Source organism: Aestuariimicrobium kwangyangense DSM 21549, assembly GCF_000421525.1.
GTDB classification, from domain to species: domain Bacteria; phylum Actinomycetota; class Actinomycetes; order Propionibacteriales; family Propionibacteriaceae; genus Aestuariimicrobium; species Aestuariimicrobium kwangyangense.
In genome coordinates this window covers 341520-355908 of the sequence record NZ_ATXE01000002.1, presented here as the reverse complement: position 1 = coordinate 355908, position 14389 = coordinate 341520, and the positions used below count along the sequence as shown (strand labels likewise).

The 14389-nt window shown below is 67.1% G+C and carries 15 protein-coding genes and 1 tRNA gene; 11 read left to right on the top strand and 5 right to left on the bottom strand.

Annotated elements, in window-relative coordinates; all coding sequences use genetic code 11:
- Positions 1-31: 31 nt before the first annotated feature.
- The 4 genes from cmk (at position 32) to H507_RS0108295 (ending at position 3246) form a co-directional block, all read left to right on the top strand.
- Positions 32-763 (top strand): (d)CMP kinase, encoded by a 732-nt coding sequence (gene cmk / locus H507_RS15690; protein ID WP_022910260.1) that lies wholly within the window; start codon positions 32-34, stop codon positions 761-763.
- A gap of 11 nt (positions 764-774) precedes the next feature.
- On the top strand, positions 775-1494 hold the full coding sequence (locus tag H507_RS15685; protein WP_022910259.1) for a lysophospholipid acyltransferase family protein: 720 nt from the start codon (positions 775-777) through the stop codon (positions 1492-1494).
- 38 nt (positions 1495-1532) lie between these two features.
- Positions 1533-3032: a ribosome biogenesis GTPase Der gene (gene der / locus H507_RS0108300; protein ID WP_022910258.1), complete on the top strand. Its 1500-nt coding sequence runs from the start codon at positions 1533-1535 to the stop codon at positions 3030-3032.
- A 140-nt stretch (positions 3033-3172) separates the two neighbouring features.
- A tRNA-Pro gene (locus H507_RS0108295) sits at positions 3173-3246 on the top strand.
- A gap of 149 nt (positions 3247-3395) precedes the next feature.
- Here H507_RS0108295 and H507_RS0108290 read toward each other — a convergent pair.
- Positions 3396-4217 carry an oxidoreductase gene (locus tag H507_RS0108290; RefSeq protein WP_022910257.1) on the bottom strand — a complete coding sequence of 274 codons (822 nt, stop codon included), beginning with the start codon at positions 4215-4217 and terminating at the stop codon, positions 3396-3398.
- A 157-nt stretch (positions 4218-4374) separates the two neighbouring features.
- On the opposite strand from H507_RS0108290, the gene H507_RS0108285 reads away from it, so the two are divergent.
- Complete coding sequence (locus H507_RS0108285) at positions 4375-5355, top strand: aldo/keto reductase (RefSeq protein ID WP_022910256.1); 981 nt, start codon at positions 4375-4377, stop codon at positions 5353-5355.
- A 25-nt stretch (positions 5356-5380) separates the two neighbouring features.
- On the opposite strand, the gene H507_RS0108280 is transcribed toward H507_RS0108285, so the two are convergent.
- On the bottom strand, positions 5381-6238 hold the full coding sequence (locus tag H507_RS0108280) for a helix-turn-helix transcriptional regulator (protein WP_022910255.1): 858 nt from the start codon (positions 6236-6238) through the stop codon (positions 5381-5383).
- A 135-nt stretch (positions 6239-6373) separates the two neighbouring features.
- On the opposite strand from H507_RS0108280, the gene H507_RS0108275 reads away from it, so the two are divergent.
- The 5 genes from H507_RS0108275 to H507_RS0108255 all read left to right on the top strand — a co-directional run bounded on the left by H507_RS0108275 (position 6374) and on the right by H507_RS0108255 (position 10120).
- The gene (locus H507_RS0108275; protein WP_022910254.1) at positions 6374-7225 is read left to right on the top strand and encodes an aldo/keto reductase; all 852 of its coding nucleotides are present in this window, start codon (positions 6374-6376) and stop codon (positions 7223-7225) included.
- A 13-nt stretch (positions 7226-7238) separates the two neighbouring features.
- On the top strand, positions 7239-7616 hold the full coding sequence (locus H507_RS18385) for an aldo/keto reductase (protein WP_281166933.1): 378 nt from the start codon (positions 7239-7241) through the stop codon (positions 7614-7616).
- A complete protein-coding gene (locus H507_RS15680) occupies positions 7565-8215 on the top strand; it encodes an aldo/keto reductase (RefSeq protein WP_281166932.1) in 651 nt (216 codons plus the stop codon). The genes H507_RS18385 and H507_RS15680 overlap by 52 nt, the downstream gene beginning before the upstream one ends.
- A 158-nt stretch (positions 8216-8373) precedes the next feature.
- Positions 8374-9003, top strand: a complete 630-nt coding sequence (eda, locus tag H507_RS0108260) for a bifunctional 4-hydroxy-2-oxoglutarate aldolase/2-dehydro-3-deoxy-phosphogluconate aldolase (protein ID WP_022910252.1) — start codon at positions 8374-8376, stop codon at positions 9001-9003.
- A gap of 13 nt (positions 9004-9016) precedes the next feature.
- Positions 9017-10120 carry a sugar kinase gene (locus H507_RS0108255; RefSeq protein ID WP_022910251.1) on the top strand — a complete coding sequence of 368 codons (1104 nt, stop codon included), beginning with the start codon at positions 9017-9019 and terminating at the stop codon, positions 10118-10120.
- Between the two features lie 9 nt (positions 10121-10129).
- On the opposite strand, the gene H507_RS18460 is transcribed toward H507_RS0108255, so the two are convergent.
- The 3 genes from H507_RS18460 to H507_RS17320 all read right to left on the bottom strand — a co-directional run bounded on the left by H507_RS18460 (position 10130) and on the right by H507_RS17320 (position 12942).
- Positions 10130-11455, bottom strand: coding sequence for a GmrSD restriction endonuclease domain-containing protein (locus tag H507_RS18460; protein WP_084707723.1), 1326 nt, complete (start codon positions 11453-11455; stop codon positions 10130-10132).
- Positions 11456-11617: 162 nt separating this feature from the next.
- Positions 11618-12094, bottom strand: coding sequence for a hypothetical protein (locus H507_RS15675; protein WP_022910249.1), 477 nt, complete (start codon positions 12092-12094; stop codon positions 11618-11620).
- 161 nt (positions 12095-12255) lie between these two features.
- Positions 12256-12942: a hypothetical protein gene (locus H507_RS17320; protein ID WP_157438933.1), complete on the bottom strand. Its 687-nt coding sequence runs from the start codon at positions 12940-12942 to the stop codon at positions 12256-12258.
- A gap of 618 nt (positions 12943-13560) precedes the next feature.
- Between H507_RS17320 and H507_RS15665 the strand changes: the two genes are divergently transcribed.
- Positions 13561-14388, top strand: coding sequence for an ABC transporter ATP-binding protein (locus H507_RS15665; RefSeq protein WP_051139722.1), 828 nt, complete (start codon positions 13561-13563; stop codon positions 14386-14388).
- The last annotated feature ends 1 nt before the right edge of the window (position 14389 follow it).

The following is a 14389-nucleotide window of genomic DNA, read 5'->3' as shown; positions in this document are numbered from 1 at the left end:
GTTCGGCAAGCCGAAAGATGGGAAACCTAACGTGACCAGTGTGACCGCAACGTCCGTCGAAGTCCTGCCCCCGCTGGTGGTGGCCATCGACGGACCCTCGGGATCGGGCAAGTCGTCGACGGCGAGGGGTGTGGCCCAACGACTGGGGCTCGCCTACCTCGACACCGGGTCGATGTACCGCGCCGTGGCCGTGGCCTTCCTCGACGACCACGTTGACGCCGATGACGAGGCCGCCATCGAGGCCCTCGTCGACGCCCATGACTACAGCATCGGCACCGACCCGACCGCACCCACCATCGCCGTCGACGGACGCGACGTCACCGACGCCATCCGTGACCCCCGGGTGACGGCCCAGGTGTCGACGATCGCCACCAACCTCGGGGTGCGTCGCGCCCTGAGCCAGCGGATGCGCGGCCTGGTCGTCGAGCACGCCGAGCGCATGGTCGTCGAGGGACGAGACATCACCACCAAGGTGTGCCCCGACGCCCACGTGCGGGTGCTGCTGGTGGCCGATCCGCAGGCTCGCATCCAGCGGCGCGAGGCCGAGTTGGCGGGACTGGCCGACACCGCCACCGTCACCGACCAGATCGTCCGCCGTGACCGCGACGACGCCACCGTCAGCGAGTTCGAGCAGCCCGCGGACGGGGTCACCCTGATCGACTCGACGCACCTGACCCTGGCCGAGGTGATCGACCGGATCGTCGCCTTGGTGCCCCTGTCGGAGTCGCCCGAGCAGGCCCACCACCAGAACAGTCCCACCTGAGCAGGAGCACCATGACCCTCGAACTCTCCGGCGCGGCCCCCCTCGAGACCCAGCTCGACCTGATCCGCACCGATGTGTTGCCGCCCCTGAGGACGAGGACCATCGACACCCTGCGCGGGCCCTTCGCGGCCGCCTTGCGCCGGCTCTACTCCATCCACGTGCACGGCGCGTCCAACGTTCCCGCCGGCGGACCGGTCATCCTGGCTTCGAACCACATCGGCACCCTCGACGGGCCGCTGTTGGTGGCGTTGAACCGGCGTTCGCTGGCGCTGGCGAAGTCGGAACTGTTCGAGTCGAGGGTGGGGCCACTGCTGCACCTGGCCGGGCAGATCCCCGTCACCCGCACCCACCACGACGTGAGGGCCGTCCGTCGGTGCGTGCAGGTGCTGCAGCAGGGTCGTCCGTTGGCGATCTTCCCCGAGGGGCTGCGGGGGACCGGTGACCTGACCCGGATCAGGCCCGGGGTGGCGTACCTCGCGATGGTGACCGGGGCACCCATCGTGCCGGTGGCGATCCTCGGCACCCGGCTGCCGGGGGCGGGTGTGAAGGCCAGCCCTCCGGTGGGATCGCCGATCCACATCGTGTACGGTGACAAGGTTCACATTCCCGCACGGGAGTGGCCTCGACGCAAGACGGACGTTGCGCGGGCGACCCACGAACTGTCGGCCATCCTGGCCGACCACGTGCGCTGGGCCGAACTCAAGACGGGGATGCGCCTGCCGGCAGTGTGAGCGCGGCCCCGGCCCAATTTCACACACAGGAGACACTGATGAGCGAATCCACCCCGGGTTCGGAACTCAACGATCAGGTGCCCACCGCGAACGACCACGAGTCGTTCGACGACAGCGCCATCGAACTGAACGGCTTCGGCGACACCGACCTCGACCTGGACGAGTTCGACGTTGACGCCGGTGAGCTGGAGTTCACCGAGTACGAACGAGAACAACTCAAGCCCCGCCCGGTGCTGGCCGTGGTCGGACGACCCAACGTGGGCAAGTCGACGCTGGTCAACCGCATCCTCGGGCGCCGTGAGGCCGTCGTGCAGGACGTGCCCGGCGTCACCCGTGACCGGGTCAGCTATGACGCCGACTGGAACGGCCGCGACTTCGTGATCGTCGACACCGGCGGCTGGATGTCGGACGCCAAGGGCATGTCACAGCAGATCGCCGAGCAGGCCGAGATGGCCATCTCGCTGGCCGATGCCGTGTTGTTCGTGGTCGACGCGACCGTCGGCACCCTCGACGAGGATGAGGCCGTCGTGCAGGTGCTGCGTCGCTCGAAGAAGCCTGTCATCCTGGCCGCCAACAAGGTGGACGACCAGCGTCGCGAGGCCGAAGCCGCCTCGATGTGGAACCTCGGGCTCGGCATGCCGTGGCCCGTCTCTGGCATGCACGGACGAGGCACCGGTGACCTGCTCGACGCCATCCTCGAGGTGCTGCCCCAGGAGCCCGCCAACGGCGAGGTGCGGCCCACGGGGCCGCGGCGCGTGGCCATCGTGGGCAAGCCCAACGTCGGCAAGTCATCGCTGCTGAACAAGCTGTCGAACAGCAACCGCGCCGTCGTCTCCGATGTGTCGGGCACCACCGTCGACCCGGTCGACGAGCTGGTCGACGTGGCCGGGACGACCTACCGGTTCATCGACACCGCCGGCATCCGGCGACGCGTCAAGGAGGCCTCGGGGCACGAGTACTACGCCTCGCTGCGCACGCAGACGGCCATCGAGCGCGCCGAGGTGTGTGTGGTGGTGGTCGACGCCCACGAGGAGATCACCGAGCAGGACCTCAGGATCTTGTCGATGGTCGAGGAGACCGGCCGCGCCCTGGTGATCGCCTACAACAAGTGGGACCTCACCGACGAGGAGCGTCGCCACTACCTCAGCCGCGAGATCGAGCGCGACGTGTACGCGTTCCAGTGGGCCCCGCACGTCAACATCTCGGCGTTGACCGGACGAAACGTCGACCGCCTCGGCAAGGCCATCGAGGCCGCCCTGGAGGGCTGGGAGACCCGGATCTCGACCGGGAAGCTCAATGCCTTCCTGGGACGGATCACGGCCTCGCACCCCCACCCGGTGCGCTCGGGCAAGCAGCCCCGCATCCTGTTCGGGACGCAGGCCCAGAACTGCCCGCCCACCTTCGTGTTGTTCACCTCGGGGCAGTTGGACGCCCAGTACGAGCGCTTCGTGCAGCGTCGTCTGCGTGAGGAGTTCGGGTTCATGGGGACGCCGGTGCACGTGTCGGTGCGGGCGCGCGCCAAGCGCAAGGATCGCTGAGGTCCGACGGGTCGATCGCCCTGGTGCCCATTGAGTAGGGAGGGGAGCGACCGTGTGGAGATGCCTCGATTGGCACCCGCGGCTCGGGTTGGGCTAGAGTTCATCGTCGGATCGAGGGGCCAGTTCGGGCCTGGATCTGGCGGGCTGTAGCGCAGCTTGGTAGCGCACTTGACTGGGGGTCAAGGGGTCGCAGGTTCAAATCCTGTCAGCCCGACGTTGGTGAAGTACGTTGTCAGGGCCGGTCTGAGAGCTTCGCGAGAAGCCCCGCTCCGGCCCTGATCCAATTCGCGCCTGGTCAAGGTCGTCACGTTCCGCGATCGCAGAGCTGGCTGAGAAGACCCACGGATGACCCTTGGCGAAGGCCTACACGCTCGTGCTGCTGCTGACTTCGGCCCAAGCGTCCAACTCGGCGCGCCGCGCGTCGAGCTCAACACGGAACATGTCGACCGTGGGTGAGCCGAGGACGAGGATCGCCGGCGGGTTGTGGCTCTCGACAGCCGCGATCATCGCTTGGGCAGCCTTGGCGGGGTCGCCGCCGCGGTTCGGGTTGGACGTGTCGTTCTCCTTGCGCCTCTTGCCGGCCGTCTCGGCGTAGTCGTCGATGGGCTCCGACGACTGCTTGAGGGAACGTCCGCCGAAGTCCGTACGGAAACCTCCGGGCTCGACGACGATGACGGAGATCCCGAGCGGCTCGAGCTCCTTGCGCAGCGAGCCGGACAGGCCTTCGAGTGCACCCTTGACGGCCGCGTAGTAACCGGAACCGGCGGGCGTGATCCGCACCGCGATGGACGAGATGTTCACGATCGTGCCGGCGCGGCGCGCCCGCATTCCCGGCAGGACGGCCTTGATGAGGCTGACCGGCCCGAAGAAGTGGGCCGCGAACAGCGCGGCCACGTCGGCGGTCGGCGCCTCCTCGACGGACCGGTAGCCGTACCCGGCGTTGTTCACGAGGACGTCGATCTGGCTGAACCGCTCCATGCCCGACTGGACCGCGGAGTCGATCTGTGCCACCTCGGTGACGTCCAGGGAGATGCCGAAGGCGTTGCCCGGGTAGCGGCTGAGCAGGTCGTCGACATCGGCGAGGTTGCGTGCGGTGACGACGACCTGTTGGCCGGCGACGAGGACAGCCTCGGCGAGATGGCGCCCGAGACCTGTGGAGCACCCGGTGATGAACCAAGTGGACATGCGAGGGGTCCTGTCCATGGGAGATTCGACTGCGCGCGGGCCGGCCGCGACGACTCGAACCTAGCCGTGCTCTGATGCGGCTGGCAGGTACTGACAGTGCCTTCCCCGTCCGCGGCCAGCGGCGTTGGATGGTGTCAGTTCAGCGAAGGGAACGGTCATGGAACAGGTTCGTCTGGGGTCTTCGGGGCTTCGGGTCAGCCGGATCGCGTTGGGGTGCATGAGCTTCGGCGACGGTACACGGGCGACGTGGGCGCTGGGGGACGAGGCGGCCGAACCGATCTTCCGTCAGGCTCTCGAGCTGGGGATCACGTTCTGGGACACGGCCAACATCTACGGGATCGGCACCTCTGAGGAGATCGTCGGACGCGCGCTCAGGAAGTACACCTCGCGTAACGACATCGTGCTGGCGACGAAGCTGTTCCAGCCGATGTACGAGGGCCCGGGTGGGCGAGGCCTGTCCCGGCGGGCCGTCATGGAGCAGGTGGATGCATCGCTGCGGCGACTCGGCACTGACTACATCGACCTCTACCAGATCCACCGCTTCGATCCCGAGACTCCGATCGAGGAGACGATGGAGGCCCTGCACGACGTGGTCAAGGCGGGCAAGGTGCGCTACCTCGGCGCTTCATCGATGTGGGCCTGGCAGTTCGCGACCATGCAGCACGCGGCCGACCTGCACGGCTGGACGCGGTTCATCTCGATGCAGGACCAGTACAGCCTCCTCCACCGCGAGGAGGAGCGGGAAATGCTGCCGCTGCTCGCATACCAAGGCGTCGGCAGCATCCCGTGGAGCCCGCTGGCCGGCGGCAAGGTGGCTCGCCCCTGGGGGGACGTCTCCACCCGACGCTCCTCGGAGAACCGCCAGACCGACCAGCACGGCAACCTGCTCCACCTCGACAGCGACAAGGACATCGTCGACGCCGTCGAGAAGGTCGCCCAGGCCCGTGGCGTGTCCATGGCGCAGATCGGGCTGGCATGGGTGCTCAAGCACCCGGTCGTCAGCGCCCCGATTGTCGGCGCGACGAAGCCCCAGCACCTCGCCGACGCGGTCGCCGCCCTCGACATAGCTCTGACCGACGACGAGATCAGCGCTCTCGAGGAGCACTATGTGACGCGCCGACCCACGTACTACCGGTGAGTCACTTCGGCATGAGGGTGGACCACTAGACGCTGGACGGTGCCGTGGTTCCCCGCCAGCTGGCAAGCAACCCGAGCTGCACCTCGGCAGCGCTGCGCGCGGCGGCGGTGTAGGCGACGATCGTCAGACCCTCGCCGGGCAGGTCGAGTGCGTCGCCGGTGAGTTCGATGTCCCCGACGACCGAGTTGTGCAGGTGTTTGGTGGCCGTGCGGTGCCGGCGGACGTTGTGTTGAGCCCACTTCGTGGCGAAGGGGTGGCTACGCGCAATCAGTTCGCCGATCAGGTCGGTGAGGGGCTTGTCCATGGGGTTGCGTCCGGCCTCGGTGCGCAGCGCACCGACGGTGCCGTCGGCGACGTCGTCCCAGTCGAGGAAGAAGCCATGCGCCCGGCCGTCGAGGAACACGAATCGCGCGAGGTTGAGCGGCAGCTCGTCCAGGATCCCGTCGTACAGCGCCAAGCAGAGGTCGTTTGCGGCCAGGATGTCGGACCGCTGGTTGCGTACGTAGGCAGGTACTTTCGTCATCCCGCTCAGCAGCGCGCGGATGCTGGGCCGCAGCGTGGGGGACTTGGGGACGCGGGTGCGCAGCCTGCGTTCGGGTTCGGCGGCCGCGGCGGCCAGGTCGCGCAGGTGCTGACGCTCCGCCTCGTCGAGCTTCAGGGCGTCGGAGATCCCGTCCAGCACGGACATGGAAACACCGCTGAGCAGGCCGCGCTCGAGGCGCGCGTAATAGTCGACACTGACCCCGGCAAGCAGAGACACCTCTTCGCGCTTGAGCCCCGGGACTCGGCGTCGGTCGTCATGCGCCGGAAGACCTGAGTCCTCCGGGCGCACCCGCGCCCGGCGGCTGGTCAGGAACTCGCTGATCTCGCGACGGTTGTCCACTCCTCGAGGCTAATCGCGAAGGGTTGCGTGGAACAGGTACTGCTGGTGCGTGGTGTGCCAGACCCTTCCCCGCACGCGCGGGGAAGGGTCGAATGGGAGTTGCATCCATTCCGTACAGGACGAAGGACACCCAGCATGCGCACTGTCACCCTCAACAACGGCGTCGAGATGCCGATCCTCGGCTTCGGCGTCTTCCAGATCGCCGACCCGGCTGACTGCGAGAAGGCAGTCACCGATGCCCTCGCCGCGGGCTACCGGTCCCTGGACACGGCGGCGTCGTACCTGAACGAGGAGGCCGTCGGCCGCGCGATCGCCGCGAGCGGCATCCCGCGCGAGGAGTTGTTCATCACCACCAAGCTCTGGATCCAGGACGCTGGCGAGACCAAGACCCGCGCCGCCTTCGAGCGGTCACTCGCGCGGCTCGGCTTGGACTACGTCGACCTCTACCTCATCCACCAGCCCTACGGCGACGTGTACGGGGCGTGGCGTGACATGGAGAAGATCAACGCAGAGAAGTTGTCGCGCGCGATCGGCGTCTCCAATTTCCACCCCGACCGGCTCGTCGACCTCATCTCGCACAACGAGGTCGTACCCGCCGTCGATCAGGTCGAGACCCACCCGTTCCACCAGCGGGTCGCCGACCAAGAGCTGATGGCGTCCGTGGGCGTACAGATCGAGTCCTGGGGCCCGTTCGCCGAGGGCAAGAACGACCTGTTCACCAATCCGACGCTGGCCGCGATCGCCGAGGGGCACGGCAAGTCGGTCGGCCAGGTCGTGCTGCGCTGGCTCATCCAGCGAGGGGTCGTCGTGATCCCCAAGACAGTGCGTCCCGAACGCATGGCGGAGAACTTTGACGTGTTCGACTTCGAGCTCACCACCGACGAGATGGCCTCGATCGCCGCCCTCGACACCGGTGCGAGCCAGTTCTTCGACCACCGCGACCCGGCCATGGTCACGTGGTTGTCCGGCCGCACGCTCGACGTCTGAGAAGGGCATACACGTGAAGACACGCAGGCTGGGCCGCGTCGAGGTCTCCGCCATCGGCCTCGGCTGCATGGGGATGAGTACGAATTACGGCCCGTCGCCGGAGCGGACGGAGCTGATCGCTTTCACGCGGAAGGCGCACGAGTTGGGTGTCACGCTCTTCGACACCGCGCAGGTGTACGGAGCGTTCGCCAACGAGGACCTCGTTGGTGAGGCGCTCGAACCAATTCGCGACCAGGTCGTGATCGCGACCAAGTTCGGCTTTGACATCGACCCTGACGACCCGCGGCAACGGTCGATCAGCAGTAGCCCCGAACTCATCCGCAGCTCGACCGAGGGTCCTTGCGTCGGCTTCGTACCGACCACATCGACCTGCTGTACCAGCACCGGGTAGACCCGAACGTACCGATCGAAGAGGTGGCCGGCACCGTCAAGGAGCTCATCGACGAGGGCAAGGTGCTCGCGTTCGGGCTCTCCGAGGCCGGAGCAGAGACCATCCGCCGCGCCCACAGCGTGCAGCCGGTCGCCGCGGTCCAGAACGAGTACTCGTTGTGGGCCCGCGACCCGGAGCCGGAGGTGCTGCCGACCTGCATCGAGCTCGGCATCGGCTTCGTACCGTGGAGCCCTCTTGGCCAGGGCTTTCTCACCGGTACGGTCGCTTCGACCGCGACCTTCGTGGCCGACGACATCCGCAGCCGGTTCCCCCGGTTCACCCCGGAAGCCTTGGTGGCCAACCAGCCGATCGTCGATCTGGTCAACGAGGTCGCACGTGACGCCAAGGCGACTCCCGCACAGGTCGCGCTCGCTTGGCTCATGGCCCAGCACGAGTCGATCGTGCCGATCCCCGGGACCCGCAGGCTGCATCGTCTCGAGGAGAACCTCGCCGCTGCCGACGTCGTGCTGGGTGCGGACGCCGTCCGTCGGCTCGATGAGGCGACGGCGGGCTTCAGCGTCTTGGGTGCGCGGGGAAGCGGTCACGAGAACTACGGGTGACCGGTGTGAGCTCGGGCCGAACGGCTTCCCTTGCCCTGTCGGGCGGTCACTCCGCAGTCGGAGCGGTCATTGGCGACGACCATCTCCACCATGAGCCCACGGAGCTCCCGTAGGGTCTCAGTGATCGTCCACGCGCTTCACTGAGGAAGAGACACTTCATGCCCGATCTGGTCACCTTCCCCCAACGACTCGTACCGGTGGTCGTCCTCGAGGACGCCGCGCACGCGGAGCCACTGGCGGAGGCCCTCATCGCCGGAGGCCTCCCCGTCGCCGAAGTGACCCTGCGCACGAGCGCCGCCCTCGAAGCACTTCGCATGATGGCCCGCCGTGACGACATGCTCGTGGGCGCTGGCACCGTCGTCACCCCAGACCAAGTCGACGCCGCCGCCGATGCGGGCGCTGGCTACCTCGTCTCACCCGGACTCCTCGAATCGGTGGTCGTCCGGGCGCGAGAACGTGGATTGCCCATCTTCCCCGGCGTCGTGACCCCGTCGGAAGTGATGGCGGCGCTGGCTCTCGGTCTCACCACGCTCAAGTTCTTCCCCGCCGGCCAGTTCGGCGGCGTCGCCACGCTCAAGTCGTTCGCCTCGCCGTTCGGGGGCGTCCGGTTCGTCCCGACCGGGGGAGTCGACCAACACAATCTCCCCGACTACCTCGCGCTGCCGAACGTGGCAGCCGTCGGGGGCTCCTGGATGGTGAGCCCCAAGCTGATCGCCGCCGGTGACTTCGAGGCCATCTCACGCCTGACGGCAGAGGCCGTCGCCGTCGCATCGCCCGCCACGAACTGAGAGCCGAGCCACCATGAGCACGCTGACCCTTCGTCCTGCCGAGGACTGCCGCTACGACGCTGTCTCCCTCGGCGAGATCATGCTGCGACTCGACCCCGGTGAGGGCCGCATCCGCACCGCCCGCACCTTCACCGCGTGGGAGGGGGGCGGCGAGTACAACGTCGTCCGCGGGCTGTCGCGCGTGTTCGGCCTCCGCTCCGCCGCGCTCACCGCCCTGGTGGACGACGAGGTGGGTCACCTCGTCGAAGGACTCACGCTCGCCGGCGGGGTGGACACCTCCTTCATCCACTGGGTGCCCAGCGACGGCATCGGACGCCGCTCGCGCAACGGCCTCAACTTCACCGAACGCGGCTACGGCGTCCGCGCGGCCAAGGGTGTGTCCGATCGGGGCAACACGGCCGTCTCGCAGCTGAAGGCGTCCGATCTCGACCTCGACGAGTTGTTCGGACGCCGCGGCGTCCGGTGGCTGCACACCGGCGGCATCTTCGCCGCCCTGAGCGAGCAGAGCGCCGAGACCGCCGCAGCCGTACTGACGGCCGCCAAGAAACACGGCACGATCGTCTCCTACGACCTGAACTACCGGCCCAGCCTGTGGAGCAGCATCGGCGGCCAGGACCGCGCGCGGTCGGTGAACCGGGAACTCGCGACGTATGTCGACGTCATGATCGGCAACGAGGAGGACTTCACTGCCTCCCTGGGATTCGAGATCGAGGGCGTCGACGAGCACCTCACCGAGCTGCCCATCGAGGGGTTCGCGACGATGATCGAGGCCGCGGCCGCCGAGTACCCCAACTTCCAGGTGATCGCCACGACGCTTCGCAGCGTCACCAGCGCGTCCCGCAACGACTGGAGCGCCATCGCCTGGTCGCACGACTCGGGTCTGGTGCAGGCCGCCGACCGCAAGGACCTGGAGATCCTTGACCGGGTGGGCGGTGGGGACTCGTTCGCGTCCGGGCTGGTCTACGGACTGCTCACGGATGAGCCGCTGCAGACGTGCGTGGAGTACGGCGCCGCCCATGGGGCGCTGGCCATGACGACGCCGGGGGACACCTCGATGGTGACCAAGGCGGAGGTCATCAAGCTCGCCGGTGGGGGCAGCGCGCGCGTCGACCGCTGAGGTCCATCCTCACTCGCAGGCGACGCCGTCGTGGTCGCGGTCCAAGCCGGACCGGTAGCCCGGCTGACCCGCGTGGATCGGTGCCACCCCCGCCTCGCGGGCAGCGGTGCAGTTCTTGTAGTAGACGTCTGCCTGGGGCTCGGTGCTGGTCGGAGCCGGCTTGGGGGCCTGGGTGGTCACCCTCACCGTGGGCTTCGGGGCCGTGGGCTTCGGGGCCATGCTCGCGGTGATTGTGACCAAGGGTCGCAGCGTCGCGTTCGGGATGGGCTGGTTCGGGCAGCCAGCCAGAATCCGTGCAACCGCATCGTGCTCGGCCTGGGTCATCCAGAGCCCGTACTTGGCCTTGACCACGGTCTGCCGCGCCACATAGGCACACCGGAACGACTTGTTCGGCGGCAGCCACGTCGCAGCGTCCCCGTCACCCTTGGACTGGTTGGTCGGACCGTAGACCGCCAGCAGGTTGAGCGGGTCGTTGGCCAACGACACGCGCTTCTCGATGCTGAGCTGCTGGGCACCCTTCTGCCAGGCATCCCCCAGGGCGACGACGTGGTCGATCTGGACGATGGTGGAGGTTCCCTGACCCCGCACGAAGGGGATCGAGGTCGCCGTGTACGGGTCGGACAGGGTTCCGGTCAGGACGACACAATCGCGGGTGCCGTCCTTGAGCGTGACCTTGACCAAGTCGCGGCGCAGCATGTCGTTGCGGGTGTCACAGCCGTTGCGGTCGAGGTCGTACCAGGCCTGCCCGAACAGGTCCCTGTCGTAGTTGGTCCTGGGGGCCCGGCCCTTGATCGGGACGGTCGCGAGCACCTCCAAGGCGGTGCTCTGGCCCGTGACAGTGGTGGGCGCCGCCGTTGGTGTCGGCGTGGCTGAGGGGATCGGGGTGGGGGAGTCGCTGGAGGTGGGCGACAAGGAGCCACTCTCGGATGGGCCCGAGGACGAGGACTGACTCGGGGTCTGCGTGGACCCTGTCACCGAGGTCGAGTTCTGTGGGCTGGACGCCCTGGACGATGTCTGGGTGGTTGTCGGGACGTCGAGCGTGGTCTCACTCGCGGGCGCGGAAGCCATGCCCACCGCCATCAGCACCACGCTGATCGGGATCCCTATGAGGGCTTGCTTCCTCCGCAGAGGGAACAGGGCAGACAGCCAGGACTTCCCGACCACGAAGTGCCACAGGAGGGTCAGAGCAAGGAACGCGCTGGCGAACCCGACCGATCCGCCGACGCCGTCGATCAGTCCGAGCAAGGACACCAGCACCAAGACCCCGAGACCTATCCAGAAGCCAGTGCCGAAGCGTGGCCTCGTCGTGGTCGTGTCGCGATCCCGCCGCTTCATGGTTCCCCTTGCGATGGGCGGACCCGCCCCCTGAATGTGATGGATCACACGCTAGGCCCGGACGTTGCGGCGCTCGAAAGCGGGTGGGCCTATCAGCACGACACTGTGGTCGCACGATGTGCACCCCTGGGCGCGATGGGAGCCGGAATCCTTTCTCGGGCGCTACGCGCAAGCAATGGCGCGGAACTCGTCCTCGCCACTGATGGTCGTGAGGTCCTCGGTCGTGGAGGCGTTGGTGCCGCCCTCGTACATGACTTGACCGGGCTTGAGACGCGCCAGGTCCGCGGTGGTGAAGGTCACCCCAGACGCGGACGACGTGTTGTCGGTGGTCCAGCCATAGAAGGTGTAGTCCACACCAGGCTTGAGCCCGCCCAAGGCCCGATCGATCGTCCAACCGGGCCCTGGCGCGGACAGAGACCACCTGACGAAGTCCGTCACGGGAGATGAGGCCTGCCAACTCCCTGTCTGGTCCACGTCGCTGACGTACAGCGTGGCGCCGTCGACGTGATTCTCACACACCTGCAGGTAGCCGACCGGTGACCCATGGGCATCCACACCGATACCGGCAAGACCCACCGAGCGCACATTGCAGCCACCCAGCAACGAGGTCAGACCGACGACGAACGCAACCGTCAGCATCTTCGGGAGAGGCTGCGGCCGACGGCACGATGGTGCGGGCATACGACAGAGAGCCATTCGACCTCATTGGGTGTGTGGAGGCCCCAGTCTATTCGGCACGGTCCAACTGGGCCAGATGCGAGCCTGCCGCGTGTTCCTCATGATTCGATGGGCGTCTGCCCTCAGGCCCTCTTGATGGAGTTGAAATCCATCAGGAACTCGGGCCGAAGCACCGAGCCAGCCTCAGTGATGTTCATCGTTCGCAGCGTGGCGTCATCGTCCCTGAAGAGGGTTCCGCTGAAGGTGACCTTGTCACCCGGAGCGAGCGCCACCAGATCCTCGAAGAAGGGGCTTGATGTTGGGATCAGGGTCCCGTCAGAGGCGTCCGAAAACGCGTTGTTCCACGTGCCCATGACGACATCGTCTGCGATCTCGATGTCGACGTAAGCCTTGCCCTCGCCATTTGCGCCGACCCGCTTGATCGTCCCTGACCAGCGAGTCACCTCGCGTCCGCCAAGTGTCTTCACCAGGTTCTTGTTGCGTGTACGCATGGCCTGGGAACGCTGCAGATCCGTGGCCGCATCGGCATAGCGTTGCTTGGCGGCCTCGATCTCAGAGATGAAGGCTTGCTCGCCGGCTGGCAGCGCCGTGGCCGGCTTCTTCGTGGTTGCAGGCGCCTTCTCCGCTGCAGGCTTGGTCGTGGCCACCTTGGCAGCGCTGGTCGGGGCGCTGACGCTACTTGCGCTCGATGATGCAGTTTGGGTGACAGTGCTTGTCACCACGACAGTCTCGCCAGTCGCGGGGGTGCTCCCGCCCCCGTTGATGGCTTGGCCCATGATGACGAGGGCGACGAGGGCACCGGGGATCACGAACCTCTTCTTCTTGAACCACTGCCGCGGCGTCGGGGGCTGGAGCACGGACGCTTGGGGCGCATATGGCCCGGGATGCATCCCCATATTCGGCTGCTGGGGGAACTTCTGTTGCGGGCGAGGGAGGCCCGCGGCCGGGGGGTAGGTGGGGAACTGTTGCTGCGTTTGTCCCAGGGGGTTTGGCGCGTAACCCTGTGGCGGGCGCGGGGGCAATCCTCCCTGCGGCTGCTGGGGGGATTGCGGCGGCTGGCCACTGTGGGGAGTAGAGGGGCTCAAGGCCACTCCTTCACTGTCGGCATGGCACTCTGGCCACGTCAGGAATCGAACTGCCGAGTAAGTGCTCGGCAGTGTCGGATCAGTATCACGAAGAACTATGAATGGTGAAACTTCGTGGTCCAAACTGCGGACGGTTCCGCCACCCCTTGAACTGCTTTCGATGGTCATGTGTGTGGCACATTGCCTCGTGCAGGCGCGCACTGCCTCATCCGGTGCCCGGTACATGACCCTGCGGTGGTTCAGGGCGTTTGATGAGGGGTTCCTCACAACGTGAGCGGTGACGGTTGAGCGCATCGCTCAATGGGCATGGACGCACATTCGAACGCCGACGAGATTTGCGCCATGAGATCCAACGTCCCTGCCCCGCGGGGTACCACAGCCGCACCGGCCGCCTCCGTCGAACATCTCACCAAGATCTATGGAACAGGCGACGCACAAGTGGTCGCGCTGAACGACATCACCGTCAAGATCATGCCGGGCCAGCTGACCGCAGTCATGGGCCCTTCCGGCTCGGGGAAGTCAACACTGATGCACTGCATCGCTGGCCTCGATCGACCCACTTCAGGACGGGCACTCATCGGCCAGACCGACGTCGCCACCCTCAAGGACCGCGACCTCACCCGCCTGCGTCGCGAGCGGATCGGTTTCGTCTTCCAGCAGTTCAATCTCGTCCCCACCCTCACGGCCCGGGAGAACATCCTGTTGCCCCTCGCCATCGCGGGCCGTAAGCCCGACCCGGACTGGTACGACGAGGTTCTGCGAGTGGTCGACCTCGCCGATCGACTGACGCACAAGCCGTCACAACTGTCCGGTGGCCAGCAACAACGTGTCGCCTGCGCCCGAGCGCTGGTGGGTCGTCCCGACATCATCTTCGCCGACGAGCCCACCGGCAACCTGGACTCCGTCAGCGCGGTCGAGATCCTGCAGTTCCTACGCCGCGCGGTCGACGACCTGGGGCGAACCGTCGTGATGGTCACCCACGATCCCTACTCGGCCTCCTATGCCGACCGGGCGCTCTTCCTCGCCGACGGTCGCATCGTTGACGACGTCTCGCACCCGACCCACGAGATCGTCATGACGACCATGGCTCACCTTGACCCCCGCAGGATCGACCGGGCGAGCATTCCGCAGTCGCCCTCCGACCTCGATCCCACGCCGGTGAGTGTCTGAC

Coding starts and splice junctions, on each gene's coding strand:
- H507_RS15685 (WP_022910259.1), top strand. CDS start 775: ATGACCCTCGAACTCTCCGGCGCGGCCCCCCTCGAGACCCAGCTCGAC.
- der (WP_022910258.1), top strand. CDS start 1,533: ATGAGCGAATCCACCCCGGGTTCGGAACTCAACGATCAGGTGCCCACC.
- H507_RS0108290 (WP_022910257.1), bottom strand. CDS start 4,217: ATGTCCACTTGGTTCATCACCGGGTGCTCCACAGGTCTCGGGCGCCAT.
- H507_RS0108285 (WP_022910256.1), top strand. CDS start 4,375: ATGGAACAGGTTCGTCTGGGGTCTTCGGGGCTTCGGGTCAGCCGGATC.
- H507_RS0108275 (WP_022910254.1), top strand. CDS start 6,374: ATGCGCACTGTCACCCTCAACAACGGCGTCGAGATGCCGATCCTCGGC.
- eda (WP_022910252.1), top strand. CDS start 8,374: ATGCCCGATCTGGTCACCTTCCCCCAACGACTCGTACCGGTGGTCGTC.
- H507_RS0108255 (WP_022910251.1), top strand. CDS start 9,017: ATGAGCACGCTGACCCTTCGTCCTGCCGAGGACTGCCGCTACGACGCT.
- H507_RS18460 (WP_084707723.1), bottom strand. CDS start 11,455: ATGAAGCGGCGGGATCGCGACACGACCACGACGAGGCCACGCTTCGGC.
- H507_RS15675 (WP_022910249.1), bottom strand. CDS start 12,094: ATGCTGACGGTTGCGTTCGTCGTCGGTCTGACCTCGTTGCTGGGTGGC.
- H507_RS15665 (WP_051139722.1), top strand. CDS start 13,561: ATGAGATCCAACGTCCCTGCCCCGCGGGGTACCACAGCCGCACCGGCC.